Source organism: Pseudomonas sp. HP_12 (assembly GCF_055283955.1).
Genome location: NZ_JBTOQG010000001.1, coordinates 66772 through 91387 on the forward strand (window position 1 = coordinate 66772; position 24616 = coordinate 91387).

Annotated in this window: 21 protein-coding genes; 13 read left to right on the forward strand and 8 right to left on the reverse strand. The window is 63.4% G+C overall.

Annotation, left to right across the window (positions count from 1 at the left end):
• Nucleotides 1-27: 27 nt before the first annotated feature.
• The 3 genes from ACYASU_RS00365 to ACYASU_RS00375 are packed head-to-tail and all read right to left on the reverse strand — an operon-like array spanning nucleotide 28 to nucleotide 2714.
• A complete protein-coding gene (locus ACYASU_RS00365; protein ID WP_037010374.1) occupies nucleotides 28-822 on the reverse strand; it encodes an ABC transporter permease in 795 nt (264 codons plus the stop codon).
• Nucleotides 823-828: 6 nt separating this feature from the next.
• On the reverse strand, nucleotides 829-1689 hold the full coding sequence (locus ACYASU_RS00370) for an ABC transporter permease (RefSeq protein ID WP_463581543.1): 861 nt from the start codon (nucleotides 1687-1689) through the stop codon (nucleotides 829-831).
• The gene (locus ACYASU_RS00375) at nucleotides 1686-2714 is read right to left on the reverse strand and encodes an ABC transporter ATP-binding protein (protein WP_463581544.1); all 1029 of its coding nucleotides are present in this window, start codon (nucleotides 2712-2714) and stop codon (nucleotides 1686-1688) included. Before ACYASU_RS00375 ends, ACYASU_RS00370 begins: the two co-directional genes overlap by 4 nt.
• A 246-nt stretch (nucleotides 2715-2960) precedes the next feature.
• Between ACYASU_RS00375 and ACYASU_RS00380 the strand changes: the two genes are divergently transcribed.
• Together ACYASU_RS00380 and ACYASU_RS00385 are read left to right on the forward strand one after the other, a co-directional pair.
• Nucleotides 2961-3797: an IclR family transcriptional regulator gene (locus ACYASU_RS00380; protein ID WP_463581545.1), complete on the forward strand. Its 837-nt coding sequence runs from the start codon at nucleotides 2961-2963 to the stop codon at nucleotides 3795-3797.
• Between the two features lie 265 nt (nucleotides 3798-4062).
• The gene (locus tag ACYASU_RS00385; RefSeq protein ID WP_463581546.1) at nucleotides 4063-5682 is read left to right on the forward strand and encodes a methyl-accepting chemotaxis protein; all 1620 of its coding nucleotides are present in this window, start codon (nucleotides 4063-4065) and stop codon (nucleotides 5680-5682) included.
• Nucleotides 5683-6318: 636 nt separating this feature from the next.
• Here ACYASU_RS00385 and ACYASU_RS00390 read toward each other — a convergent pair.
• Nucleotides 6319-7257 (reverse strand): class I SAM-dependent methyltransferase, encoded by a 939-nt coding sequence (locus ACYASU_RS00390; RefSeq protein WP_463581547.1) that lies wholly within the window; start codon nucleotides 7255-7257, stop codon nucleotides 6319-6321.
• 182 nt (nucleotides 7258-7439) lie between these two features.
• On the opposite strand from ACYASU_RS00390, the gene ACYASU_RS00395 reads away from it, so the two are divergent.
• Entirely contained in the window at nucleotides 7440-7973 is a 534-nt protein-coding gene (locus ACYASU_RS00395) for a GNAT family N-acetyltransferase (protein WP_463581548.1), read from the forward strand.
• 9 nt (nucleotides 7974-7982) lie between these two features.
• Here ACYASU_RS00395 and ACYASU_RS00400 read toward each other — a convergent pair whose 3' ends face one another.
• Complete coding sequence (locus ACYASU_RS00400) at nucleotides 7983-9227, reverse strand: MFS transporter (protein WP_463581549.1); 1245 nt, start codon at nucleotides 9225-9227, stop codon at nucleotides 7983-7985.
• Nucleotides 9228-9448: 221 nt separating this feature from the next.
• Here ACYASU_RS00400 and hemB point away from each other — a divergent pair, with 221 nt between their 5' ends.
• Nucleotides 9449-10423 carry a porphobilinogen synthase gene (gene hemB, locus ACYASU_RS00405; protein ID WP_205483174.1) on the forward strand — a complete coding sequence of 325 codons (975 nt, stop codon included), beginning with the start codon at nucleotides 9449-9451 and terminating at the stop codon, nucleotides 10421-10423.
• Between the two features lie 248 nt (nucleotides 10424-10671).
• Here the strand turns inward: hemB and ACYASU_RS00410 are convergent, their stop codons facing one another.
• Nucleotides 10672-11619: a VTT domain-containing protein gene (locus ACYASU_RS00410; protein ID WP_346629907.1), complete on the reverse strand. Its 948-nt coding sequence runs from the start codon at nucleotides 11617-11619 to the stop codon at nucleotides 10672-10674.
• 210 nt (nucleotides 11620-11829) lie between these two features.
• Between ACYASU_RS00410 and ACYASU_RS00415 the strand changes: the two genes are divergently transcribed.
• A complete protein-coding gene (locus tag ACYASU_RS00415) occupies nucleotides 11830-12315 on the forward strand; it encodes a Dps family protein (RefSeq protein WP_282369874.1) in 486 nt (161 codons plus the stop codon).
• 122 nt (nucleotides 12316-12437) lie between these two features.
• Here ACYASU_RS00415 and ACYASU_RS00420 read toward each other — a convergent pair whose 3' ends face one another.
• Nucleotides 12438-13868: a cyclic nucleotide-binding domain-containing protein gene (locus ACYASU_RS00420; protein WP_463581550.1), complete on the reverse strand. Its 1431-nt coding sequence runs from the start codon at nucleotides 13866-13868 to the stop codon at nucleotides 12438-12440.
• A gap of 235 nt (nucleotides 13869-14103) precedes the next feature.
• On the opposite strand from ACYASU_RS00420, the gene ACYASU_RS00425 reads away from it, so the two are divergent.
• The 4 genes from ACYASU_RS00425 to ACYASU_RS00440 all read left to right on the forward strand — a co-directional run bounded on the left by ACYASU_RS00425 (nucleotide 14104) and on the right by ACYASU_RS00440 (nucleotide 20071).
• The gene (locus tag ACYASU_RS00425) at nucleotides 14104-15114 is read left to right on the forward strand and encodes an MBL fold metallo-hydrolase (RefSeq protein ID WP_463581551.1); all 1011 of its coding nucleotides are present in this window, start codon (nucleotides 14104-14106) and stop codon (nucleotides 15112-15114) included.
• Between the two features lie 301 nt (nucleotides 15115-15415).
• Nucleotides 15416-16942, forward strand: coding sequence for an ATP-binding protein (locus tag ACYASU_RS00430; protein ID WP_463581552.1), 1527 nt, complete (start codon nucleotides 15416-15418; stop codon nucleotides 16940-16942).
• A gap of 22 nt (nucleotides 16943-16964) precedes the next feature.
• Nucleotides 16965-17582, forward strand: coding sequence for a response regulator transcription factor (locus ACYASU_RS00435; RefSeq protein ID WP_282369867.1), 618 nt, complete (start codon nucleotides 16965-16967; stop codon nucleotides 17580-17582).
• Nucleotides 17583-17785: 203 nt separating this feature from the next.
• Complete coding sequence (locus ACYASU_RS00440) at nucleotides 17786-20071, forward strand: ATP-binding protein (protein ID WP_463581553.1); 2286 nt, start codon at nucleotides 17786-17788, stop codon at nucleotides 20069-20071.
• A gap of 67 nt (nucleotides 20072-20138) precedes the next feature.
• Here the strand turns inward: ACYASU_RS00440 and ACYASU_RS00445 are convergent, their stop codons facing one another.
• Nucleotides 20139-20783 (reverse strand): phosphohydrolase, encoded by a 645-nt coding sequence (locus tag ACYASU_RS00445; protein ID WP_463581554.1) that lies wholly within the window; start codon nucleotides 20781-20783, stop codon nucleotides 20139-20141.
• Nucleotides 20784-21008: 225 nt separating this feature from the next.
• On the opposite strand from ACYASU_RS00445, the gene ACYASU_RS00450 reads away from it, so the two are divergent.
• The 4 genes from ACYASU_RS00450 to ACYASU_RS00465 all read left to right on the forward strand — a co-directional run bounded on the left by ACYASU_RS00450 (nucleotide 21009) and on the right by ACYASU_RS00465 (nucleotide 24593).
• On the forward strand, nucleotides 21009-21431 hold the full coding sequence (locus ACYASU_RS00450; protein ID WP_463581555.1) for a helix-turn-helix domain-containing protein: 423 nt from the start codon (nucleotides 21009-21011) through the stop codon (nucleotides 21429-21431).
• 133 nt (nucleotides 21432-21564) lie between these two features.
• On the forward strand, nucleotides 21565-22485 hold the full coding sequence (locus tag ACYASU_RS00455) for a LysR family transcriptional regulator (RefSeq protein WP_133771037.1): 921 nt from the start codon (nucleotides 21565-21567) through the stop codon (nucleotides 22483-22485).
• A gap of 1069 nt (nucleotides 22486-23554) precedes the next feature.
• Nucleotides 23555-23971: a DoxX family protein gene (locus tag ACYASU_RS00460; protein WP_463581556.1), complete on the forward strand. Its 417-nt coding sequence runs from the start codon at nucleotides 23555-23557 to the stop codon at nucleotides 23969-23971.
• Nucleotides 23964-24593, forward strand: coding sequence for an antibiotic biosynthesis monooxygenase (locus ACYASU_RS00465; RefSeq protein ID WP_463581557.1), 630 nt, complete (start codon nucleotides 23964-23966; stop codon nucleotides 24591-24593). The genes ACYASU_RS00460 and ACYASU_RS00465 overlap by 8 nt, the downstream gene beginning before the upstream one ends.
• Nucleotides 24594-24616: the final 23 nt, after the last annotated feature.

Consider the following 24616-nt stretch of genomic DNA (forward strand, 5'->3'; position numbering starts at 1 on the left):
GACAGATGTCGATGGATGAAAGAGTCATCAGTGCCTCCCCACCAGCACACGGTCGAGCCCATACACCCGATCGAGGATGATCATGGTCGCCGCCGTCAGCGCAATCACCAGCGCGGACACGGCCGCCATCATCGGGTCGATGGATTCGGTGGCGTACACGTACATGCGCACCGGCAAGGTCTGGGTCGAGGGCGAGGTGACAAAGATCGACAGCGTGACCTCGTCAAAGCTGTTGATGAACGCCAGGAGCCAGCCACCGGCCACACCGGGCAGGATCATCGGCAGGGTGATCAGACGAAACAGCGTGAAGCGGCTGGCACCCAGGGATTCAGCCGCTTGCTCGGCGCTGCGGTCCATGCCGATGGAAGCGGCGATCACCAGGCGCAGCACGTACGGCGTGATCACCACCACGTGGGCGAACATCAGCCAGACAAAACTGCCGTTCACCCCCATCAGCGCGAACAGACGCAGCATCGCCACCCCCAGCACCAGATGGGGAATGATGATCGGCGACAGGAACAGGCCGTTGAGAAAGTCGCGGCCGGGAAAGCGATAGCGGGTGATCGCCAATGCCGCCGGCACGGCAATCAACGTCGCCAGGGTGGCCGCGACCACCGCCAGAATCAGGCTGTTGTAGAACGACTGAATGAAGTCGGCGCGCTCGAACACCGCCCTGAACCAGCGCAGGGAAAAACCGTGCCACGGCAGACTGAGGGTGTTTTCCGGGGTGAAGGCCACCAGGCAGACCACCACCAGCGGCGCCAGCATGAACACCACCACCAGGGCATGAAACGACAGGGCCAGAGGACCGTTCTTGGACATCGCTCATTACCCCAGGGATTTTTTATAGCGGCCTTCAACCAGCCGGTTCCACGACAGCATGACCAACAGGTTGATCAGCAGCAGCGCCACGGCAATCGCGGCGCCCATGGGCCAGTTGAGTTCCGAGAGGTATTGGTCGTAGACGACGGTGGCGACCATCTTCAGCCGGCGTCCGCCGAGCAGACCCGGGATGGCAAACGAACTGGCGGACAGGCCAAAGACGATCAACGTCCCCGACAGCACGCCCGGCATGACCTGGGGTAACACCACCATGCGCATCACTTGCGCCTGAGTCGCGCCAAGGGACAGCGCGGCTTGTTCGGCGGAGGCGTCGAGTTTCTGCAGCGAGGTCCATACCGGGATGATCATGAACGGCAGCATCACGTGGACCAGCGCCAGAATCACCGCGAACGGCGTGTAGAGCATCTTGATCGGACGCCCGCCGAGGGCCTGAATCGCCTGATTGATCAGACCGTCGGCGCCTAGCAACAGGCTCCAGCCAAACGCCCGCACCACCACCGAAATCAGCAGCGGCGTGAGGATCAGGATCAGGAAAATCGAACGCCACGGGGTGCCCATGCGGCTGAGGATGTAGGCCTCGGGCACGCCAATGACCACACAGAGCAGGGTCACCAGGGCGCTGATCCAGAAGGTGCGCAGGAAGATCTCGTAAAAGTACGAATCGGTGAGCAGATTGGCGTACTGCGCCAGGGTCCATTCACCGCTTTTGACTCCGACTTCGTAGTCGAACACGTTGAACGACAGTACCAGCGTCAAGGCCAATGGCAGCACCAGCAGGCCGAAGAACAACGCCAGGGCCGGGGCCGACAGCAGATACCCGCGTCCGGTGTCGCGCAGCACACTCATGCCGGCACCTCGTCGACGCTCAACACCCGCAGCAGGTCCGACGGCCAGTCCAGCCCCACCGCGAAACCTTCGTTCATCGGCGCGTCGCCATCGTTGCGGCGCACCACGGTGAGTTCGCCGATGGGCGTTTCGATGCGGTACAGCCACTGGCTGCCGAGGAAGTAGCGCATGACCACGCGGCCTTGCAGGCGACCGGTCCCGGCAGGCACCAGATCGATTTTTTCCGGGCGCAGGCTCAACACCAGTTCGCCATCGCCGGGCTGATGACGGACCTGGGCCGCGCCGCTGGCATCGCGATCGCCGCGCAGCAGATTGGCCTTGCCGACGAAGCCGGAGATGAAACGCGTGCGCGGGTGTTCGTAGAGGGTGTAGGGCTCGTCGATCTGGGTGATGCGCCCGGCCTGCATGACCACGACGCGGTCGCTGATGGACAGCGCTTCGGCCTGGTCGTGGGTGACCATCAGGGTGGTGATGCCGACTTCGCGCTGGATGCGGCGGATTTCGAACTGCATCTCTTCGCGCAGATTCGCATCGAGGTTGGACAGCGGTTCGTCCAGCAGCAATACCGGCGGCTCGATCACCAGCGCCCGGGCCAGGGCCACGCGCTGACGCTGCCCGCCGGACAGCTCGCGGGGGTAACGTTCGGCATGGGGCGTGAGGCGCACCAGCTCCAGCACCCGGGAGACGCGGCGCTCGATGTCGGCGGCCGAGACTTTGCGCATCTTCAGACCGAAAGCGACGTTGTCGCGCACGGTCATGTGCGGGAACAGCGCGTAGGACTGGAACACCACGCCGAGGCCGCGACTGGCCGGCTTGGCGTGGGTGATGTCGCGGCCATCCAGCAGGATGCGTCCGGCGCTGACATCAACGAAGCCGGCGATCATTTGCAGGGTGGTGGTTTTGCCGCAGCCGGAGGGGCCGAGCAGGGAGACGAATTCGCCTTGCTCCACCGAAAGGTCAGTGGCCACGACGGCATTGACGGGGCCGTAGCGTTTGCACAGTGCCTGGAGTTCAAGAAAAGCCATGGCTGCGTTCCACCTTTTTTCGTGCGCACCGAAGGCGCGCGTTTTTTATGGGCAGATGCGAAGAGAAGTGCTGCGTGTGGCCGTGGACGCTGGCGCTCGATCGGTGTCGGCTGCCGCTGTTATTCAAATCGCCCTGTGGACCGATCCTAGGCCCAAGACTAGGATGCGCTCAACGAGCAATTTCATTGAGTGAGTCGTTTTTTTGAATTCATTCATTCAGCGAAAAGAAATGAGGAGCAGAGCGAAATGGATTCCACTGAGCGGAAGAGCGGTGAGAAAGAAACGGGGGTTGGTGCGGTGTCTCGCCTGTTTGCCGTGCTGCGGGCGCTGGGCAATTGTCCCGATGGCAGTGAGCGTGTGACCCAACTGGCTCAACAGGTCGGCCTGTCGCAGCCGACCACCCACCGTTTGCTGCGCAGCCTGATGGACGAGGGCATGGTCGAGCAGGACCTGCGCAGCAAGCGTTACCGCCTGAGCCTGGAATTCTTCGCCCTGGCCGCGCGCGCGGGGCAGTCCGGCAACCTGCGGGACGTGGTGCGGCCGAGCTTGCTGCGCCTGTCGGCCTCGTTGGGGGACTCGTTGTTTCTGCTCGCCCGCAGTGGTTTCGACGCCGTGTGCCTGGACCGCAGCGAAGGGCCGTACCCGATCCGCACTTTCACCGGCGATATCGGCGGCCGCGTGGCGCTGGGCGTGGGGCAGGGCAGTCTGGCGATTCTGGCCTTTCTGCCGGAAGACGAACGCGAGACCGTGATCCGCTACAACCTGCCGCGTCTGCGGGATTTCCATCTGTACGACGAAGTGATGCTGCGCTCGGAAATCGACACGGTGCGGCGTACCGGCTATGCCGCGCGCAACACCGGTGTGCTGGAGGGCATGGCGGGCCTGGCGGTGCCGATTCTGGACCGTGATGGCCGGGCAGTGGCGGCGTTAAGTGTGGCGACCATCAGCGACCGCCTCAGTGCCGACCGCATGCCCACGGTGGTGGACATGCTCAAGCGCGAGGCCGCGGCGATCAGCCAGAAAATCAACCCCTTCGATCCGGTGTTGCGCAGACCCTCCCAGGTGTTCGGTCAGCGGGAGTGATCGCTGCCTGGACGCACTCATCTGAATCCCGTTCAGCACGTCTCGACCACCGTTTGACTGGGCTGCAGCCCTTGCCGTTGGCGCTTTTCAGCCGTTGGTCGGATCTGCCCGACCGGCCTTCAAGAAGCCCTGCGCGGGGTCGAATCACTCTGTGTAGGCGCCTCGTTTTCGGATCGGTCCGACGCGATGGCACAGGGATGTGGCAAGCCGCAAAAAACTCCGGGCGATCCTCGGAGCAGGTTGTCCTCCCTTTTGAGATCCTCCTATGTCGAAATCCCTGAGATTGCAGATCCTCGCGCTGCTCAGCGGCAGCCTCGTGCTGGTCGTGCTGATTGCCCTCGCGTGTTTCCAGTTCCTGTCCAGCAACGTGCACGCCTATCGCGGTCTGCTTGAAGGGCCGCTGCACGCCTCGCAACTGGTCGATCAGGCCAACCTGCAATTCAAGGTTCAGGTGCAGGAGTGGAAGAACGTGCTGCTGCGCGGCAAACAGCCGGCCGATCGCGACAAGTTCTGGGCGCAGTTCGAAGACCAGGAACGTCAGGTGCAGGACACCCTCGGCAGGCTGAGTGCAATGGACGGTCTGGATCCGGCCACCAAAACCCAGGTCGAGGCACTGCGCACCGAGCACCGCACGTTGGGTGTGGCTTATCGCAAAGGCCGTGACGCTTACATCGCTGCCGGCGGTGATCCGGTCGCCGGTGACATAGCTGTTAAAGGCGTTGACCGTGCCGCCAGCGAGCAGATGACCGGCCTGGTGAATGGCCTGCGCAAGCAGAGTGACGAGCAGTCGAAAATCCTCAGCAGCACGGCTGACCGGACCATTCTCATCGGCACGCTGGTCATGCTCGCCTCGGCGCTGCTGGTGGGAGTGTTGACCCTATGGATGGTCAACCGCAACATCGTCGGCCCGATCCGCCTGCTGATCGAATACGTCGCGCAATTGAGTCAGGGCAAGTTCAGCGACCGCGTCAGCATCACCCGTCAGGATGAACTGGGGCGTCTGGCCGTTGCCGCCAACACGCTGCGGGATTTCCTCGCCGACACCTTCACCCGCCTCAAGCGCAGCACCACCGACCTGGACAGTGCCGGCGGCGAGCTGAAAGCGATTGCCGCGCTGATGGCCCAGGGCACCCACGAGCAGTTCGAGCGCACCGACCAGGTGGCGACGGCAATGACCGAAATGTCCGCCACCGCCCAGGAAGTCGCCCGCCATGCGGCTCAGGCCGCCCAGGCCGCCGACGAAGCGGACCGCAGTTCCCAGGAAGGCAGCAAGGTCATGGGCGCGACCATCACCGCCATCACCCAGATGCGCACCGAGATCAGCAACACCGCCAACGTCATTCGTCGTCTGGAAACCGACAGCGGGCGGATCGGCAAGGTGCTGGAAGTGATTCGCGGCATCGCCGAGCAGACCAACCTGCTGGCGCTCAACGCGGCCATCGAAGCGGCCCGTGCCGGCGATGCCGGGCGCGGTTTTGCGGTGGTCGCCGATGAAGTGCGCACGCTGGCCCAGCGCACGGCGGCGTCGACGGCGGAAATCAACCAGATCATCAGCTCGGTGCAGACCGGCGCGGTCGATGCTGCCCAGGCGATTGAAAGCGGGCAGGCCCGCAGCCAGGAAAGCGTGGATCAGGTGGCGCTGGCAGGCTCTTCGCTGGAACGCATTACCAGCGCCGTGGAAGCCATCCGCGACATGAACCGCCAGATCGCCACGGCGGCGGAAGAGCAGACGTCAGTCGCCGAAGACATCTCCCGCAACCTGACCGAAATCACCGCCATCGCCACCACAAACCAGGACAACGTCCAGCGCACCCAGACCGCGAGCCAGGATCTGCATGTGTTGTCGGTGGGGTTGAATGACGTGATCTCGCGGTTGAGTGCCTAAGCGTCTGGCCTCACATGATGATCGTTCCCACGCTCCGCGTGGGCATGCAGCCCCGGACGCTCCGCGTCCTTGTGGGACCGGCTTTAGCCAGGAAAGCGTCGGGCGTCACACCGCAGAATTGATGGCGTACAAACGGGCCTCTTCCCGGCTAAAGCCGGTCCCACTGACACAGCGCGATCACTTAGTGGGACCGGCTCTAGCCGGGAAAGCGTCGGGTGTCACACCGCAGGATTGATGGTGTACGAACAGGCCTCTTCCCGGCTAAAGCCGGTCCCACTGACACAGCGCGGTCACCTAGTGGGACCGGCTTTAGCCGGGAAAGCGTCGGGTGTCACACCGCAGGATTGATGGTGTACGAACGGGCCTCTTCCCGGCTGAAGCCGGTCCCACTGACACAGCGCGGTCACCTGGTAGGACTGGCTTTAGCCGGGAAGACGTCGGGCGTCACACCGCAGAATTGATAGCGTACAAACGGGCCTCTTCCCGGCTAAAGCCGGTCCCACTGACACAGCGCGATCACCTGGTAGGACTGGCTTTAGCCAGGAAGGCGCCGGGCGTCACACCGCAGAATTGATGGCGTACGAACAGGCCTCTTCCCGGCTGAAGCCGGTCCCACTAGGCCACCGTGCGTTGCGGTTAGCCCTGGCGAAACACCAGCGCTTTCAACCCGCCGCCTTCCTCGGCGTCGGCAAATTCCGGCGGGTTTTCCAGGCGCTGTTCAAACTGCAACCCGGGCGCTTCGCGGGTCACGCCTTCGATGAGAAAGTCCGCGCCCAGCAACGGGTCGTTCATGCACGCCAGCACCGTGCCTTCTGCCGTCAACAGCTCCGGCAGTTTGCGCAGCACCCGCTGATAATCCTTGGTCAGCAGAAAACTGCCTTTCTGAAACGACGGCGGGTCGATGATCACCAGGTCATACGGCCCGGTGCTTTTCACCTTGCCCCAAGACTTGAACAGCTCGTGGCCGAGAAAGGTGACCTTGCTCAGGTCATGGCCATTCAGGCGATGGTTGTCGCGACCGCGACTCAGCGCCGCGCGCGACATGTCCAGATTGACCACAAAGTCCGCGCCACCCTCGATCGCCGCGACCGAGAACCCGCAGGTGTAGGCAAACAGATTCAGCACCCGTTTGCCCTCCGCATTGGCCCGCACCCAGTCGCGGCCATAGCGCATGTCGAGGAACAGCCCGGTGTTCTGTTTTTTGCCGAAATCCACGAGATAGCGCAGGCCGCCCTCGGTCAGCGTCCATTCCTCCAGCACCTCGCCCAACAACGCTTCGGTGTGGCTGTCCGGCAGATAGCGGTGCTGCAGCAACAGCGTATGGGCGCGGGATTGCTGCCACGCCGATGACTCGATCAGCCTGAACAATCGCTGCTTCAGCGCTTCCAGCTCATCGGCCGCCGGCTCCTTGAACAGCGACACCAGCACCACGCCCTGCATCCAGTCGACGGTCAGTTGTTCCAGCCCCGGCCAGCGTCGGCCACGGCCGTGAAACAGCCGGCGGGTCTCGGCGGGCGCGTCGGCGAGGGCGGTCTGAAGGTGGGAGTCGAGCAGGTCGAGGGCGGCGGCATTCATCGGTGGGCGGCAGGTCGGCAATGGGAAAGGGCGGCATTCTAGACCAATCGCGGAACCCGCGTTCGTCGCCCCTGCGTCCGCCGCGAAACCCTCGGGCACACGCGGCTAACCGGGTTGCACAGCCCATCGCTTCACGGGCAAGCTCAGCGCTCTCTGCGTTCTGATCCGGAAAAGGAAATGCCATGGCCGACGAACCGATCCTGCGCGACGCTCGCGAGTCCGATATGCCCGCCGTGCAGGCGATCTACGCCCATCATGTGATTCACGGCACCGCCAGCTTCGAACTGGAACCGCCGACCCTCGAGCAAATGCTGCAGCGCCGCGCCGACATCTGCGCCAACGGTTTGCCCTATCTGGTCGCCGAGCGCGACGGTGAGGTGGTCGGCTACGCCTACGCGACCCCGTACCGGCCGCGCCCGGCCTATCGCTTTACCGTGGAAGATTCGGTGTACGTGCGCGAGGGCATGGCCGGGTTCGGGATTGGTCACGCGTTACTGGCGGCGGTCATCCAGCACTGCACGGCATCCGGCCGCCGGCAGATGGTGGCGATCATTGGCAACAGCGAGAACAGCGCCTCTATCCGGCTCCACACGCGACTGGGCTTTCGCCAGGTCGGCGTGTTCGAGTCGGTCGGCTTCAAGCACGGCCGCTGGCTGGACACGGTGATCATGCAGCGCGAACTGGGGGAGGGCGCGAGCACGACCCCCGACTGTTAACCCTGCCGATCAGGTGGCCGGCGCGCCCTCGGGTTGATCCTGCGCCACGCGGTCGCCGGTTTCCGGCACCGCCAGCCACAACAGCACAAACGCCACCGCCGCAATGGCCGCCAACGTCAGGAACGCCGCGCTGTAGCCTGCCTCGCGCACGACCAGCCCGGCCAGGCCGTTGCTCAGCGCCGCGCCCAGGCCGAACACCGTCGAGATGGCACCGAGACTGACATTGAAGCGCCCGGTGCCCCGCGTCAGGTCCTTGACCACCAACGGCAACAGCGCGCCAAACGCCCCGGCGCCGATGCCGTCGAGCAACTGCACACCCACCAGCCAGTAAGGGTTGTCGGACATGACATACAGCACACCCCGCAGCGGCAGGAAAATGAAACCCGCCAGCAGCAAGGGCTTGCGTCCCCACACGTCGGCTTTGGCGCCCACCAGCCAGGCCACCGGCACCATCACCAGCTGCGCAGCAACGATGCAGGCGGAGGTCAGCGGCGTGGCGAGGTTGACGTCGATCTGCGAGAGCTTCTGACTCACCAGCGGCAGCATCGCCGCATTGGCCAAGTGAAACAGCCCGCAGCAGATGGCGAACACCAATAACGGTCGGTTATGCAGCAGGACAGCCCACCCGCTGGGCTGGTCCTTGCCCTGGTCATGGCTGGGGTCAAAGCCTCGGGCGACGTCGTGATCAATTGCCGAGGCATCGACGAACGCCACCGCGACAATGCTCGCCAGTGCCATGAACGCCATCAGGTAGAACACCGCAATCGGCCCGAACATCCATGAAAAGATGCCCGCCAGCAGAGCTGCGACGGCGTTGCCGGCGTGATTCCAGGTTTCGTTGCGCCCGGTCCGGCGGGTAAAGGCTTTCGGCCCGGTGATGCCCAGGGAGATGGCCGCGATGGCGGGGGCGAATACGGAGCCGGCAATGGCGCTGATGCTCTGGGTGATCGCCACCCAGGTGAACGAGTGAATGAACGGCAGCACCAGACAGCCCGCCGTCACCAGCAACGCTGCCACGATGACCACCAGCCGCTTGCTGCGGGTGCGGTCAATCAGCGCACCCGCCGGGGTTTGTGTGACCAGCGCGGCGATGCCGGCGAGGGTCATGACCAGCCCGATGCTCGCCGGATCCCAATTGTGGACGGCCAGTAAATAGATCGCGAGATAGGGCCCAAGGCCGTCGCGCACATCCGCCAGAAAGAAGTTAAGACCGTCCAGAGAACGGTTATTGCGCTGATCGGATGGGTTGCTCAAGGTCGGCCTCACTCTGACGGTGCGCAAGCGAAACGGCTGCGGCATTGCTAAATGACCCGGCGCCATTGTTTTGGTTCTGCGCACTGTTGCGGCTAACGTAACGGACTTTCTTGTCAGGGCGTTTGAATCGAAACCGTCCCAGGCATAAGCTTCGCGCCATTGATATCGCCGGACGTGTTGGGTCCGGCGATCTTCCGGATATTCTTGACTCAGGAACCGCTATGTCCAGCCTGTTTCCCGCTGCCCGTCCACGCCGTCTGCGCAGCAACGAAAATTTCCGCTCGCTGTTTCAGGAAAGCGAATTCACCCTCAATGATCTGGTGCTGCCGATCTTCGTCGAAGAAGAAATCGACGACTTCGTGCCGATCAACAGCATGCCCGGCGTACAGCGCATTCCCGAGTCCAAGCTGGCGCAGGAGGTTGAGCGTTACGCCCGGGCCGGCATCAAGTCGGTCATGACCTTCGGCGTCTCCCACCACCTGGACGCTACCGGCAGCGACACCTGGCAGGAAAACGGTCTGGTCTCGCGGATCTCGCGGACCATCAAATCCGCCGTGCCGGAAATGATCGTGATGTCCGACACCTGCTTCTGCGAGTACACCGACCACGGCCATTGCGGCGTGATGCACGGCGGCCATGTCGACAACGACGCGACCATTGAAAACCTTGGCAAGCAGGCGGTGATGGCGGCCCGTGCCGGTGCTGACGTGATTGCCCCGTCGGCGGCGATGGACGGCCAGGTGAAGGCGATTCGTGCCGCCCTCGACGCCGCCGGTTTCACCCAGACGCCGATCATGGCCTATTCGACCAAGTTCGCCTCGGCGCTGTACGGTCCGTTCCGCGAAGCCGGCGGCTCGGCGCTCAAGGGCGACCGTAAAACCTACCAGATGAACCCGATGAACCGCCGCGAAGCCCTGCGCGAATCGCTGCTGGACGAGGCCGAAGGCGCCGATGCGCTGATGGTCAAGCCGGCCGGCGCGTACCTGGACATCATCCGCGACATCCGCGAAGCCTCGAATCTGCCGCTGGCGGCGTATCAGGTCAGCGGCGAGTACGCGATGATCAAGTTCGGCGCCCAGGCCGGGGCCATCGACGAACACCGCGTCGTGCGCGAAACCCTCGGCGCGATCAAGCGCGCGGGTGCGGATTTGATCTTCACGTACTTCGCGATGGACCTGGCGCTCAGCGGGATCTGATTTTCACTCACTGGAGAGTGTTTGGGCGGGGCAGACCGCGGTTTTGAAACGTGCTGCGGACCCCTGGGAGGGGCCGGGTGTTATGTGGGTCACAGTTCCGGGACAGGCCGCAGATTTTGTGGGAGTGAGCTTGCTCACGAAGAGGCCGGCACATTCAGCAGAGGTCTGTCGCCTGGAGCACCCTTCGCGAGCAAGCTCGCTCCCACATTAACCGCATCCCGGCAGGCACTCCCGGCTGAATCCCAAACTCACGCCGCCGTTCTGTCCGACACCTCTGGCTGCACATGGGCAGCCTGCCAGGCATCCAGCCCACCGATGAGCGCCTTGCCCCGGGTCAGGCCGTGGGCGTGGAGCTTTTCCGCCAGCAATGCCGCCGACAGCTCATTCGGGCAGGCGCAATAGAACACCATGTCCACATCCCCCAGGCGCTCGATCCACGGGGCGATCGGCTCCTCGAGACTGATCGAGACCGCCCCCGGAATGCCTTCGATAACGGCCGCATGGAAACTCGGTCGCACGTCGATGACCACCGGCGCATCGTCGGTGTCGCGCAGGGCCAGCAGCTCGGGAACGGTGATGCGCGGCACTCGCGCCGTGCGCGTTTTGAGCCGGCGGCGCTTGAAGTACTTCCAGCCAATGAACAGCCCCAGCACCGCCAGCACGCTGACGATAGCGATCGGTATGTAACCGCTCAACCAGTCGAGCATCGGGATCAGCGCGTCACTGAAGAGCATGCCCAGCAGCAGCGCCGAGCCCGCCCAGATAAACGAACCGGCGAGGGAATAGCGCACGAACACCCAGACCGGCGTGGCGTTCATGCCGGCCACGGTGGTGACCAGCGCACCGGCGCCGGGGAGAAATTTGGACAGCAGCATCGCCCGCGGACCGACGCGCTCATAAACGGTCAACCCCTGACGAACGCAGGAGTCCTGAGAGAGAGAAATCTTGCAGATGGTTTTCAGCAGCACGCCGCCATAACGCTTGCCGGCCCAGTACCACAGCCCATCGGCAATCAGGCAGGCGACCATCGCCACCAGCACCCCGGCGCCCAGCAGTGGCTTGCTCTGCATGGCCAGCGCCCCGGTGACTATCAGCGTCGGGTACGCCGGCACCGGCAAGCCGATCTGCTCCAGCAGCACGTTGACGAACACCAGCAACAGCCCGTGGCTTTCATTCAGCTGCTGCAGTTCGTTCATGGCGGTGCCTGTTCGGAAGGTTCAGGGAGCGAAAAAGGGCAGGCCGTAACGTCGCCTGAACCGCCCGTTTGTGTCAACGCTGAATGTCTTGGGCCGAGGACGTTTCATAGGCCGCGTCGATGGCCGCGATTGCCATGGCTGATTTCCGTCCCTCGGTCGTCCCCACTAGAATCGACCCCTCAGCAATCAACAGACCTTAGGGAGCAATTCATGGCTATTGAAATCGGAATCAACGAGCAGGACCGTGCAGAGATCGTTGAAGGACTGTCGCGACTGCTTTCCGATACCTACGTGCTGTACCTGAAAACCCACAACTTTCACTGGAACGTCACCGGCCCGATGTTCCGCACGCTGCACCTGCTGTTCGAAGAGCAATACACCGAACTGGCGACGGCGGTGGACTCCATTGCCGAGCGCATCCGCGCCCTGGGCTTCCCGGCGCCGGGCACTTATTCCACCTATGCGCGGTTGTCGTCGATCAAGGAAGAGCCGGGCGTGCCCGCTGCCACTGACATGATCCAGCAACTGGTCGAAGGGCAGGAGGCAGTGGTACGCACCGCGCGCGAACTCTTCCCGCTGCTGGAGAAAGTCAGTGACGAGCCCACTGCCGACCTGCTGACCCAGCGCATGCAAGTCCACGAAAAAGCGGCGTGGATGCTCCGCTCGCTGCTGGAAGGTGACGGGTTCGTTGCCTGAAAGCCAATTCAATGTAGGACCGGCTTCAGCCGGGAAGGCGTCAGGTGTTACACCGCAACATTTATGGTGGACAAACCGGCCTCTTCCCGGCTAAAGCCGGTCCCACTGAATTCGCCGTTTACCTAGCGCTTCTGCAACCACCCCAGAAAATTATTCTTCTTGATCACCACCGGCTTACGCGTCAGCACATGCTGGGTGCCTTGCTGGCGCACTGCTTGCAGCTTGTTCAACGCCGTCACAATTTCAACCCGCTGTTCCATAGCCTGCCGCGTGGCGGCTTTGTCGATGCGGTAAACCACGCAGGAGGTGAGGGCGGTGAAGCTCGCTTGCGAAGGCGTATCGGCCAGCACACTCTGCTCACCCATCACTTCGCCCGGGCCCATGCGCCCGGCTTCCACCATCTCATTCCCGTCCTTGACGCTCGCCGACACCACGCCCGTGGCAATCACCAGCAAGCCATCGGTGACCTCATCGACCTCGATAATCGTCTGCCCGGCCGTGTACTCGCGCGCGACCATGCTCTGGGCCAGCTGATTTTTCTCCTCGGCAGTGCTGGTGCGGAACACCTTGACCTCGTCCAGCAAGGCGCGCGGCCGGGACATCGCTTCGGCGGTGGTTTCCGATTGCCAGGCGATACCCGCGGCTTCCAGATGCCGATAGGCCAGATCGAACAGCAGATTGCGCACGTCGCTCTTGTTGTTCAGGTCGCTGATGAAACCGGTGATCACGTATTCGATGGTGGTCGGGCTGGTTTCCTTGACCACCGCGCGAGGCTTGGGCGTCTGCAGCAACGCACTGCAACCCTGCAGCGCGCGCTCCAGGGCATCGAGCACCCGGCGTGGGCGAATGTGCGGCGACATCATGATGTTGATCGACACGCCATGAATATGGACCGGTCGGCTCAAATTGACGATCTTGGCCTTGGCCGCCACGGAGTTGGGAATGACCACCATGGTGCCGACGCCCGTCAGCAGGTGCGTGGCGCGCCAGTCGATGTCCATGACTTTGCCTTCCATGCCGTCGATGGAGATCGAATCGTCGACCTGATAGGGCTTGGTGGTGTTGAGGATGATCCCGGAGAACACGTCGCTCAGCGTGCTCTGCAGGGCCAGGCCGACGATGATCGCCATCGCGCCGGACGTCGCCAGCAAGCCCTTGACCGGCAGCTGCAGCACATAGCCCGCCGCCGCTACGATGGCGATGAGGAAAATCACCGCACCGATGACTTCCTGCAACAGCCGACCGCTGTGTCCCACGCGACTGGTCAGCGCCAGCCCGAGTACCACGGTGAGGGTGCGTGCGGCGTAGAGCCACCAGACGATTGCCAGCGCGGTCGCGCCGAATTGCAGGGCGCTGTCGTCAGGCCAGGCCGGCGCTTCCAGCGGGCTCACGCCGGCGTTGATGATCACCAGGCTGTAGGCGACGAATGCCGCCAGCCGCGTGGCGATGCGTGCCAGCCGGTTGCGGTCGGCCAGCAAGTGCCAGGCCAGCACGTCAGCGAGTAGAAGGAGCAGGCTCCACGCCAGCGAGTAATGGGGAACGACGGTCGACATGGGAGATATCCGCAGGAAAAGTGCAGGGCTGAAATGCAGGGGCCAAGTGCAGGGCAGGACCGACCCGCGCGAAGGCGCGCGCACAATGTAGGCACCGCTCTGATCGATGTCTATAACCGATGGGGCCTGGTGATCCTGCCAAAAAACACATGGCTTCCAGCACATTGCTTCAAGACCCTTGCCCCTGAGCCGCGCAGTATCGGACGTCTCACGTTCTCCGATTCGAGGCATCCCCATGCGCGCATCCGTTCTTCCAATCGCCCGTTCCGTCGCTCTGGCGGGCTCCGTCGCTCTCGCAGCCGCTTTGTGCTCCGGCGTCGCGCTGGCTCAGGCGCCCGCCCAGCAGAAAACCCAGGTGCCCGGTTATTTCCGGCTGGCCGTCGGCGACTATGAAGTCACGGCACTGTTTGACGGCTACAACGACCTGTCGCCCAAGCTGCTCAAAGGCATGAAGCCCGACGCCATCCGCGCGTTGCTGGCCCGCCGCGCCATCGAAACACCGGGCATGCAGACGGCGTTCAACGCCTTTCTGGTCAACACCGGCGAGCACCTGATCCTTGTCGACACCGGCGCCGGCCAGTGCATCGGCGAGACGGCCGGCATGCTCTCGCAGAACATCAAGGCCGCCGGGTATCAGCCGGATCAGGTCGACACCATTCTCCTGACCCATATGCACCTCGATCACGTCTGCGGCCTGGTCGACGCCGGCAAAAAGCCCGTGTTTGCCAACGCCACGGTCTATGCCGCCAAACCCGAAGCGGATTACTGGCTCGACCCGACCGCCATTGGCCGCGTGCCGGAACAGGCCAGGGCCTACTTCAAGATCGCCCAGGATTCCACCGCACCCTACGTCGCCGCTGGCCGGTTCAAGACCTTCACTCAAGGCCAGTCGCCGGTGCCGGAAGTCAGCACGGCGCTGGAAGCGGGGCATACGCCAGGCAGCACCACGTATCAGTTCAGCTCCAAAGGCCAGACCATCCTGTTCATCGGTGACCTGATCCACAGCCTCGCCGTGCAGTTCGATCACCCGGACGTCAGCATCGCCTTCGACGAGAACAGCCAGAAAGCCATCGCCAGCCGCGATCAGGTGTTCACTCAAGCGGCCAGCAAGAAGATCTGGGTCGCCGCCGCACACCTGCCATTCCCCGGCACCGGCCACATCGTCGCCATCGACAAGCACTTCCAGTGGGTGCCGGTCGAGTACGGCCCGTATCAACGCGCGGCCCATGTGCCGTTGCTGAAATAGCTCGACGATCCAATAAAAACGCCCCGGTCTAAAAGCCGGGGCGTTTTTTATTGCGCGTTTTACTCGAGGCCAGGCATCGGCCACTGCGCGCAACCCTCCTGTTCAGTCATCACCGCTTGCAGCTTGCCGCCTAATCCCTCGGTCACTATCCCTACAGCTAATATCGGTGTCTGGTTTTAACTGGTTAGATGAGCGCTTATTAAAAATGGATAGCTGCGCTGAACGTCTCCGGGATTCAAGCCCGCCCGGACGATGGTCAGCGAATCAGGGCCTGCGACTCCACTTCCAAGGACAGCATGAAATGATAAGTCTCGGTCAGACGATGATTTCCCGCGAGCACAGAGACGTGTTCAAGGACGGCGTCGCCATGCGCATCGGCACCCGCGCCTTCGACATACTCGACCTGTTGCTGCGTCATCAAGGTCAGTTGGTCAGCAAGGAACTGATCCTTCAGAGTGTCTGGCCGGACACCGTGGTTGAAGAGAACAACCTGCAAGTGCATATCTCCGCGTTGCGCAAGGCGCTGGGCACCGACCGCGAGCAGATCCGCACCGTGCCCGGCCGCGGTTACGTGCTGCTGGGCGGGGATGGCGCACAGACCGACACCCGCACCTCGGTCGTGCTTCAGGGCGTCAGCTGTCATCACCCACTGCCCGCCCGCGTCGCCTTGCTCGGGCGTCAGGCATTGCTGGATGAAGTGAGCAACACACTGGCGGAAGGCTGCGCGCTGGTCACGCTGATCGGCCCGGGCGGCGTCGGCAAGACCGCGCTGGCCGCCGAGTTGGGTCAGACGCTGCTGGAAGCCGGCACCACCCCCGTGTACTTCGTGCCGCTGGCGCAACTGCAATGCGCCGAACTGCTGCTGGAAGCGTTTTCCAGCGCGGTCGGCGTGGACTGCAGCGGCGGCGACCCGGATTTGCAAGGGCTGATCCGCTATCTGCAGCAACAGCCGGGTTTGATCATTCTGGACAACTGCGAGCATCTGGTCGAAAGCGTCGCCAGCCTGCTGGAAGTCATCCTGCGTGGCGCGCCGGCGGTCCGCGCGATTGCCACCAGCCGCGAGCCGTTGCGCATTGCCGGCGAGCGCAGCCTGCAAGTGCCGCCCCTCGATATCCCTGAGCTGAACGCCTCACCGGAGACCATTTTGCGCAGTGCGTCGGCGCAATTGTTCCTGCGCCAATGGCGTGCGCTGGACAGCCATCTGGCGGCTGACGGCAACGCCGAACTGGACGACTACAGCGTCGAGCTGGTGGGGGAAATCTGCCGTCGCCTCGACGGGATGCCGCTGGCACTGGAAATGGCCGCCGCCCGGGCCTGCGCGCTGGGGCTGTATCAGCTGGTGGCGAGCCTGGACGGCAGCCTGCACCTGCTCTCGGCGTCGTTGCGCACTGCGCCGCCGCGTCAGCAAACGCTGCAGGCTTCCCTGGCCTGGAGCCTGCGTTTGCTCGGTCGGGAAGAGCGCACCGTGCTGCGGCGGCTGGCCGAGCTGGACGGTCGCTTCACCCTGGAACGTGCCTGCGATGCCTTGCAGCGCACCCGCTTGCCGCGCGCCTGCGTCATGGACTGCATCGTGCGGCTGGCGACCAAGTCGTTGCTGATGGTCAGCGCCCAGGGGCCATTCCGTTTCTACCGGATGCTCGGCACAACCCGCGCCTGCCTGCTGACGGCCAGCGCTCAGGACACCGTGACGCCGGAGCTGAGCGTGCCGCGCGTACAGGATTGCGACGCACCTTCGGCGCTGGCGACCTTGCAAAGCATCAGGGCTGTGCCGGCCGGGCCCGACGGGTATCATGCGCGGCATCAGAGAGCACTGGCCGTTGGCAGTTGATGCAACCCTTTATGAGCCCGTCATGACTGTGAATCCCAAGGTCTATGTGGTGGACGATGACGCCGCCATCCGCACCTCTTTGCAGCGACTGTTGCATTCGGCGGACATCGTCTGCGAGGTGTTCGACAGCGCTCAGGCGTTTCTCGCCCAGCCCCTGAGCCAAGGCCCCCTCTGCCTGCTGCTGGACGTCAATCTGGCCCAGGGCACCGGCTTCGATCTGCAGCAGACCTTGCTGGATCGAGGCCAGACCTTTCCGATCATTTTCATGACCGGCTACGGCACCATCGCCATGTCCGTGCGCGCCATCAAGGCCGGCGCCCGCGAGTTCCTGACCAAACCCTTCGAGCCGGAGCAATTGCTGGATCTGGTGCGCGAAGCACTGACCAGCGACGCGACGAGCCTGGACGAGCGCTGCCTGACCGCAGGCGTCAAAGCGCGTTTCGCCAGCCTCACCCCGAGGGAACGGCAGGTCATGGCGCTGCTGATCACCGGCAAGATGAATAAACAGATTGCCGTGGAACTGGGCACCAGCGAAGTCACCGCCAAGGTTCATAAAAGGCACGTTTTGACCAAGATGAATGCGCGCAATGTGATCGAGCTGCTGAAGATGAGTGACCGGCTGGGCTGTCACGTGAACTGACCCCGGCGCATATGCGTTGTTTTTGCAGGACTGGCTTTAGCCGGGAAGAGGCCGGATTGAGCAACCTTAGACTGGCGGTGTGACGTCCGACGCCTTCCCGGCTGAAGCCGGTCCTACAGGGATCTGCGTTGTATTTGTAGGACCGGCTTCAGCCGGGAATGGCCAGGACGGTGCCAGCAGCGGGATTCCAATAAAGGGGCTTCATGAGCAGCATTTTCAACGGGCCTTACACAGCGATCTCCAGCGCCGGGGCATTCGGGCCTCAGTGGCTGGAGCAGCTCGTCTGGCAGTTGCTGTTTGTCGATGGAGAACTCGCCCATTACCGGGTCACGCAGACGCAGGAAGACCGCCACTGGCGCATCGTCCGTCCCGCAACCGGCGCCGCGATTGCTGCGGTCCGCCGTCTTGAACACGAATTCTCACTCGCCCCCCGGCTGATGCCGCAATGGGCCGTGCAGCCGGTGGCGTTGCTGTCGGGGCCGGACGGCACGCTGCTGGTGCTGGAGGATGCCAGCGGCGTGTCGTTGCATGATCAACCCGACGCGCCGCTGTCCATCGAGGGCTTTTTGCAGCGGGCCATCGCTGCCGCTGCCGCCGTAACGGGCGCTCACCAGGCAGGCCTGCTGCACCGCGATATCAAACCGTGCAACCTGATCGAAAGTGCCGAAGGTGAGGTGCGGCTCAGCGGTTTCGGCTTGAGTGTGGATGTGCAGTCGGCGCCGCAACTGCCGATGTCCGACACGCTTTGCGGCTCGCTCGGCTACATGGCCCCAGAACAGTCGCGCCGGGTGCAGCGTCAGGCCGACCCACGCGGCGACCTCTATTCGCTGGGCATGACGTTTTATGAATGGCTGGCCGGGCGATTGCCGTTCGAGGCCGCCGATGCAGTGGAGTGGGTGTATTGCCATGTCGCGCGCATCCCGCCGCCGCTGAGCCAGCACCGTGGCGACATCCCCGGGCCGCTGGCCGATCTTGTGCATCGGTTGATCGCTAAAAACCCGCATGACCGTTATCAAAGTGCCGCCGCGCTGCATCAGGCGCTAAGCGAGATGCACCAGCAGTGGCAGCAATTCCGGGACATTCCGGATCTGCAGTCCGACCTGCCAGACGGACGACATGGCGCGTCTGCCATCCCGCTCGGTCCGGGTCCGAACCTTGCGCCGGGGCTGGAGAACGTGTCGTCCCCGCGCACATCGATCACCCTGGCCGGACGCGATGCCCTCGACCTGTCCTCCGTCATGAAATCCGCCCACGCCCTGCGCGACGAAAGCGAGCAGGACCGGCTGATCGAGACCCTGCTGCGCAACACCATCGTTCACGCCGGTGCGCAACGGGCCCTGCTGTTGCTGGTGAAAGACGAGGCACCGGTGATTTGCGCAATCGGCCAGAGCGGCAACGACGGCTTGCGCATCGAGCTGACGGACACGGTCCCCGACAAACAGCACCTGCCGCTGTCGATCCTGTATCGGGTGATGCGCACCCGTCAGCGCGTGGTGCTGGACGACGTCTGCGCCGATGCCTATTTCAGTGCCGACGAATACCTGCGTCAGCATCCGGTGCGCTCGGCGTTGTGCGTGCCGCTGGTCAAACAGGGCGGGGTGCTCGGCGTGCTGTACCTGGAAAACAACCTCGCGCCGGGCGTGTTCACGGTCTGCCGCACCGAAGTGCTGGAGTTGCTCGCCAGTCAGGCGGCCATTTCCCTGGAAACCGCGCGCCTGCACCGGGAACTGGAGCAGGAGAACGCCCGGCGTCAGGATGTGGAAATCGCCCTGCGCGGCGCCCGGGCCCGGCTGGCCAGCGTTGCCCAGACGACCGTGATGGGTGAACTGGCGGCGTCCATAGCCCACGAAATCAACCAGCCGCTGGCCTCGATGGTGTCCAACGCTGCCGCCGGCATCCGCTGGCTCAATCGCGAAAACTCGCAGGTGGACGAAGCCTTGTCGGGCCTGCGAGACATCGTGGCCGAAGGCCGGCGTGCCGGGGAAATCGTCAACGCGCTGCAGAGCCTGGCGCGGCAGGGGCCCCATCACCGGCGCAAGCTGCTGGTCAACGACGTGATTCGTCATGTGGTGGCGGTGACCGGCATCGAGGTCGAGCAACAGCGGGTCTTGATGACAACCCACCTGACCTGTTCACCGTTGCGGGTCTGCGCCTCGAGTGTGCAATTGCAGCAGGTGGTGCTGAACCTGATCCTCAATGCGCTGGACGCGATGAGCGCCGGGGATCACGTGCTGCGGCGGCTGTCGATCACCAGTGAAGTGGTGGGTCGCGATTACGTGGTGGTCAGCGTTGAAGACAGCGGGCGCGGGATCGACCCGGTGGACCTGCATCAGCTGTTCAACGCGTTTTTCACCACCAAGGACAAAGGCATGGGCATGGGGCTGGCGATCTGTCAGTCGATCATCAGTGCCCACGGCGGCCACCTCTACGCCATGCCGGCGCGCTACGGCGGTGCGACCTTCGTGTTTACCTTGCCGGTCGCCGCGTAACGCCGACGGCTCATCGAGATGCACCCAGTCAATCGCACGGCTCAATCTTCAAGCCCAATCTCACCGCTCAGTACGGCCACGTCGAGGCCAGCAGTCGTTCGCAGAAGCCGCCCGCGTTCAGGCGATGGGCATGAAACGCCAGCACGTCGGCGTTGGTGGTGCCCAGGGTCGTCTGCGGTCGATGCACCTGACCCAATGCCATCACATGCAGCAACTTGAATTTGAACCCCGGTTCGCGGGGGTACGCGCTCAACACCCGTGCCTGTGCGGCGGGGCTGAAGCACCGGCAGTGGGCGCCGGTCAGGTCGGTTTCGACGCCGGCGCAGAGCAGGGCGGTCAACGGCGGCTTGTGCTGCGGGATGCCCGGCGTGGTGTGCAGCGCGATGGCGTCCCAGACCTGGGCGATGTCATCCCACGAGCGCCCGTGCCCGCGCAGGAACTGGGCGGCGGCATTGGCGCTGTCGACCTCGAACCGTAGTTGCGACCGGGCGTACAGCCGGGTAATGCCGATGCGCAAAAACAGGGCGGCGGTGTACAACAGATCGGCATCGACACGCAGCCCGCGACTGTGCCCCAGCAGGCTGGCAAAGACGAACGTGCGCCAGGCCGCGTTCAGCAGCAGATCTGACTGATGAACGCGCATCAGGTCGGTCGCCGCGCGGGCCATCGCGCCGTCGGGAATCACAATGCCAGCCACGTATCGGGTGGTCACATGCCGTCCCTCGCAGCGAACCGAACCGTTGGAGTGAACAGGGTAGTGTGCAGGCCAAATGCCGTCCTTGGTGCGGTCTTAAATGTTCTGAAGCGTGGCTCGGCGCACCGCAGCGATGCACGTCGTCGTACGACTTTTCAGAACGTTTAATACCCCGAGAAGGACTTTAAGAACGCCGCCGTAGACACTTCTTTCACCGCCAACTGTGAAGCTGGAGTGCCTGGCATGACTGCATTCAACCCCTCGCTGAACCCTGAATCCGTTCTCGAACGCGTCGCCCTGTCGCCGTGGCAGGAGCGCCGGGCCAAGGACTTGATGTCCAGCCAGATGGACAAGGGCCTGTCCATTGCCCGGATTGCCGCCGAGTGTTCGCTGTCACGCAGTCATTTCTCCCGCGCATTCAAGAAGAACACTGGTCTCTCGCCCCGCGACTGGTTTTTGCAGATGCGCCTGGACAAGGCCCGGGCCTTGCTTGGCGAGTCAGTGCTGACCATCTCCCAGATCAGCCTGGATTGCGGTTTCGCCGATCAGTCCCATTTCACCCGGGTGTTCACCCGCGTGGTGGGACTGACCCCGTTCAGTTGGCGTCGCACCATGACCCTTATGCCCGCCAAAGCGTGTGTGGCGCAGAGCGTGCATGCCTCTTGAGGACGGCTATCCTTCCAGCTGCATCGGGCGGGTGGCAGCACCGATGTTCAAGACACCCCCTCGGCGCCTGCGTATACCTGCGCCGGTCTGGCATCGTCAGGCCTCCCGAAAACGCCTACTCCGGAATCCCTGAATGAACCGCAACGACCTGCGCCGCGTCGACATGAACCTGCTGGTGATCTTCGAAGCGCTGATGTTCGAGCGCAACCTGACGCGGGTGGCGGAGAAGCTGTTCATGGGCCAGCCGGCGATCAGTGCGGCGCTGGCGCGGCTGCGCGACCTGTTCGACGACCCTCTGCTGCTGCGCAACGGTCGCGCCATGGAGCCGACCGCCCGGGCGCTGGCGATTCTCAAGGAGCTGCAGCCAGCCCTGGACACCATTTCCGGGGCGGTGAGTCGGGCCAAGGAGTTCGATCCGGCGACCAGCTGCGACATCTTCCGCATCGGCTTGTCGGACGACGCCGAATTCGGCCTGTTTCCGCCTTTGCTCAACCGCCTGCGCGAAGAAGCGCCGGGCATCATTGTTGTCGTGCGCCGGGCGAACTTCCTGCTGATGCCGGCACTGCTGGCGTCCGGGGAGATTTCAGTGGGCATCAGCTACACCACCGAACTGCCGGCCAACGCCAAGCGCAAGAAACTGCGGGACATCGGCGTGAAGGTCCTGCGCGGCGACAAACGCCCCGAGCCGTTGACGCTGGACGAGTTCTGCCAGCGGCCGCACACCATGGTGTCGTTCTCTGGCGATCTAAGCGGCAACATCGATATCGATCTGGCGAAAGTCGGGCGGGCGAGAAGGGTGGTGGTGGCGGTGCCGCAGTTCAGCGGTTTGCGGGCGTTGCTGGCCGGCACCGAGTTGATCGCGACCGTCCCCGATTACGCGGCCTGCGCGTTGATCGAAGGCTGCGCGTTGCGCGCGGAAGATCCGCCATTCCCGATCGCGCCGGCGGAGTTGTCAATGGTCTGGGCGGGTGTTCACGATAACGATCCGGCTGAGCGGTGGCTGCGTTCGCGGATTACCGAGTTCATGTCTCAGGAGACGCGGCCTTTGCCATGAGGCGAGATCTTTAAGATCACAAGCGTCTGCCTGGGGGCAGACTGTTTCGCCTTCGGCGAGTTACTTGATAAAGCCCCAAGTAACCAAGGGCTTGTGCTCCTGGTTGGGCCCTTCCTTCGTCAGGGTTCCTTCACTCCGGTCCCGCTCCGTGGGCCCGCGCCGAACGGGCATCCATGCCCTGACGGCGCTCTCGCCGCATCCATGCGGCTCGGCCCACTGCGCGAGACCTGCGTTCAGCCTGCACCCAAGTCGCGATTGGCGTTGAATGGACATCTTGTGTTTGAAGATCAAAAGCAACGGCAAGAGCAAAAGCAAAAGCAAAAGCAAAAGCTTCCCGGCTGAAGCCGGTCCTACAGTCGGAGGCGATTCCAGAGGGTACGCGATGCTTTTAGTGGGACCGGCTTTAGCCGGGAAGAGGCCAGCTCAGGCGCCAACAATTTTGCTGATTTCACACCCATCCTGTGGGAGCGAGCTTGCTCGCGAATGCTCTATCAAAAACACCAGATATCTGATGGATGTACCGGCCCTTCGTGAGCAAGCTCACTCCCACAAGTCCTTAGCGCTTGACCCTCCCTTGATCTGCACTTGATCTGCACTTGATCTGCACTTGATCTGCACTTGATCTGCTTTTGATCTTCAAACACAAAAATCCCAGACGACGCCAATCGCGACCTGGGTGCAGGCTGAACGGAGGTCTCGTGGAGTGGGCCGAGCGGCATGGATGCCGCGAGAGCCGCCCCCCGCCATGGATGGCGGATGGCGGCGGGCCCACGGAGCGAGACCGGAGTGAAGGAACCCTGAGGAACGAAGGGCCCAACCGAGAGCAAGCACCCTTGGTTACTTGGGGTGCTTTTCCAAGTAACTCGCCGAAGGCGAAACCGAGGCCGTTAGGCCGACGCCCTTGATCTTAAGGATCTTGATCTTGATCTTGATCTTGATCTTGATCTTGATCCGGATCCTCAAAAGCACGTCTGTTCAATACCCATCTCCTTCGCACCGCCACACTGATTTCATCGGCCACGCACACCTGCACCTCAGGCGTCGTGGCCCACGAAATCAACGGTGTGTGATGACCTACTCAACCCTCAACGACCACGCACAAGACCTCGGACTGCTCTTCCTCAGGTCCGCCGGCGCGCTGTTCCTGCTGTTCGTCCACGGCCTGCCCAAGCTCCTCGACTTCAACACCCAACTGACCCTCATCGAAGACCCGTTCCATCTAGGCGCGCCAATGACCCTGAGCATCGCCATCTTCGCCGAAGTCCTCTGCCCCCTGTTGATTCTGACCGGCGTAGTGGCGCGTCTGGCGTGCCTGCCTATTCTCATCCTGCTGCTTGTCGCGCTCGTCGTGGTGCACAGCGAGTGGAGCGTCGAACAGGGCCAGTTCGGCTGGTTGTTACTGATCATCTTCACCAGTGTGCTGATCGCCGGACCCGGTCGTCTGGCGCTCAACCATGGTTTGCCCGGAGCGCTTCGCTATGCCTGATTACGCCACGACCGCCGACGTTACCCCAACGTCGAAACTGTCCGCTGACGAGATCGTCACCCTGGTGGTCAAGCACCGGATCAAGGCCGGCTTCGAAGCGCAATACGAAGCCTGGCTGCGGCGCATCATCGCCATGGCGGCAAGTTACCCCGGGCATCTGGGCGTCGACGTCATACGCGGCAAGGCCGACGGCCTGCACATGTTCACCTGCGTCCTGCGCTTCTGCTCGACCGACGCCATGCACAGCTGGCTCGACTCGTCCCATCGCCGCGAACTGGTGGCCGAAGCGTCGCCCATGCTGGCCGACGGCGATTTCACCGAGGTCAACCCGCACAACGAATTCTGGTTCGTTCCCGCCGCGGAAAACCCGCCGCCGCGCTGGAAACAGGCCTGCGTGACCTTCCTGGTGATCTGCCCGCTGACCCTGCTGGTGCCGCTGGTCTGGGGGCCGGTGTTCCGCCTGTACCCGCTGCTGGCCCATTACATCATCAGCACCGCACTGGTCACCGTGACCATCGTTTTGCTGGTGGTGTATGTGCTGATGCCCCGGGCGACGCGGCTGTTTGCCCCGTGGCTGAATGCCCGGCCGACGCCGGTGGCGGGCGCCGATCATGAAGGATAACGACGCCGATCAACCGTCTTCCA

Excerpts from the sequence above, each read along its gene's own strand:
- ACYASU_RS00365 (WP_037010374.1), bottom strand. The coding sequence starts at position 822 with ATGTCCAAGAACGGTCCTCTGGCCCTGTCGTTTCATGCCCTGGTGGTG.
- ACYASU_RS00370 (WP_463581543.1), bottom strand. The coding sequence starts at position 1,689 with ATGAGTGTGCTGCGCGACACCGGACGCGGGTATCTGCTGTCGGCCCCG.
- ACYASU_RS00375 (WP_463581544.1), bottom strand. The coding sequence starts at position 2,714 with ATGGCTTTTCTTGAACTCCAGGCACTGTGCAAACGCTACGGCCCCGTC.
- ACYASU_RS00380 (WP_463581545.1), top strand. The coding sequence starts at position 2,961 with ATGGATTCCACTGAGCGGAAGAGCGGTGAGAAAGAAACGGGGGTTGGT.
- ACYASU_RS00385 (WP_463581546.1), top strand. The coding sequence starts at position 4,063 with ATGTCGAAATCCCTGAGATTGCAGATCCTCGCGCTGCTCAGCGGCAGC.
- ACYASU_RS00390 (WP_463581547.1), bottom strand. The coding sequence starts at position 7,257 with ATGAATGCCGCCGCCCTCGACCTGCTCGACTCCCACCTTCAGACCGCC.
- ACYASU_RS00395 (WP_463581548.1), top strand. The coding sequence starts at position 7,440 with ATGGCCGACGAACCGATCCTGCGCGACGCTCGCGAGTCCGATATGCCC.
- hemB (WP_205483174.1), top strand. The coding sequence starts at position 9,449 with ATGTCCAGCCTGTTTCCCGCTGCCCGTCCACGCCGTCTGCGCAGCAAC.
- ACYASU_RS00410 (WP_346629907.1), bottom strand. The coding sequence starts at position 11,619 with ATGAACGAACTGCAGCAGCTGAATGAAAGCCACGGGCTGTTGCTGGTG.
- ACYASU_RS00415 (WP_282369874.1), top strand. The coding sequence starts at position 11,830 with ATGGCTATTGAAATCGGAATCAACGAGCAGGACCGTGCAGAGATCGTT.
- ACYASU_RS00420 (WP_463581550.1), bottom strand. The coding sequence starts at position 13,868 with ATGTCGACCGTCGTTCCCCATTACTCGCTGGCGTGGAGCCTGCTCCTT.
- ACYASU_RS00425 (WP_463581551.1), top strand. The coding sequence starts at position 14,104 with ATGCGCGCATCCGTTCTTCCAATCGCCCGTTCCGTCGCTCTGGCGGGC.
- ACYASU_RS00430 (WP_463581552.1), top strand. The coding sequence starts at position 15,416 with ATGATAAGTCTCGGTCAGACGATGATTTCCCGCGAGCACAGAGACGTG.
- ACYASU_RS00435 (WP_282369867.1), top strand. The coding sequence starts at position 16,965 with ATGACTGTGAATCCCAAGGTCTATGTGGTGGACGATGACGCCGCCATC.
- ACYASU_RS00440 (WP_463581553.1), top strand. The coding sequence starts at position 17,786 with ATGAGCAGCATTTTCAACGGGCCTTACACAGCGATCTCCAGCGCCGGG.
- ACYASU_RS00450 (WP_463581555.1), top strand. The coding sequence starts at position 21,009 with ATGACTGCATTCAACCCCTCGCTGAACCCTGAATCCGTTCTCGAACGC.
- ACYASU_RS00455 (WP_133771037.1), top strand. The coding sequence starts at position 21,565 with ATGAACCGCAACGACCTGCGCCGCGTCGACATGAACCTGCTGGTGATC.
- ACYASU_RS00460 (WP_463581556.1), top strand. The coding sequence starts at position 23,555 with ATGACCTACTCAACCCTCAACGACCACGCACAAGACCTCGGACTGCTC.
- ACYASU_RS00465 (WP_463581557.1), top strand. The coding sequence starts at position 23,964 with ATGCCTGATTACGCCACGACCGCCGACGTTACCCCAACGTCGAAACTG.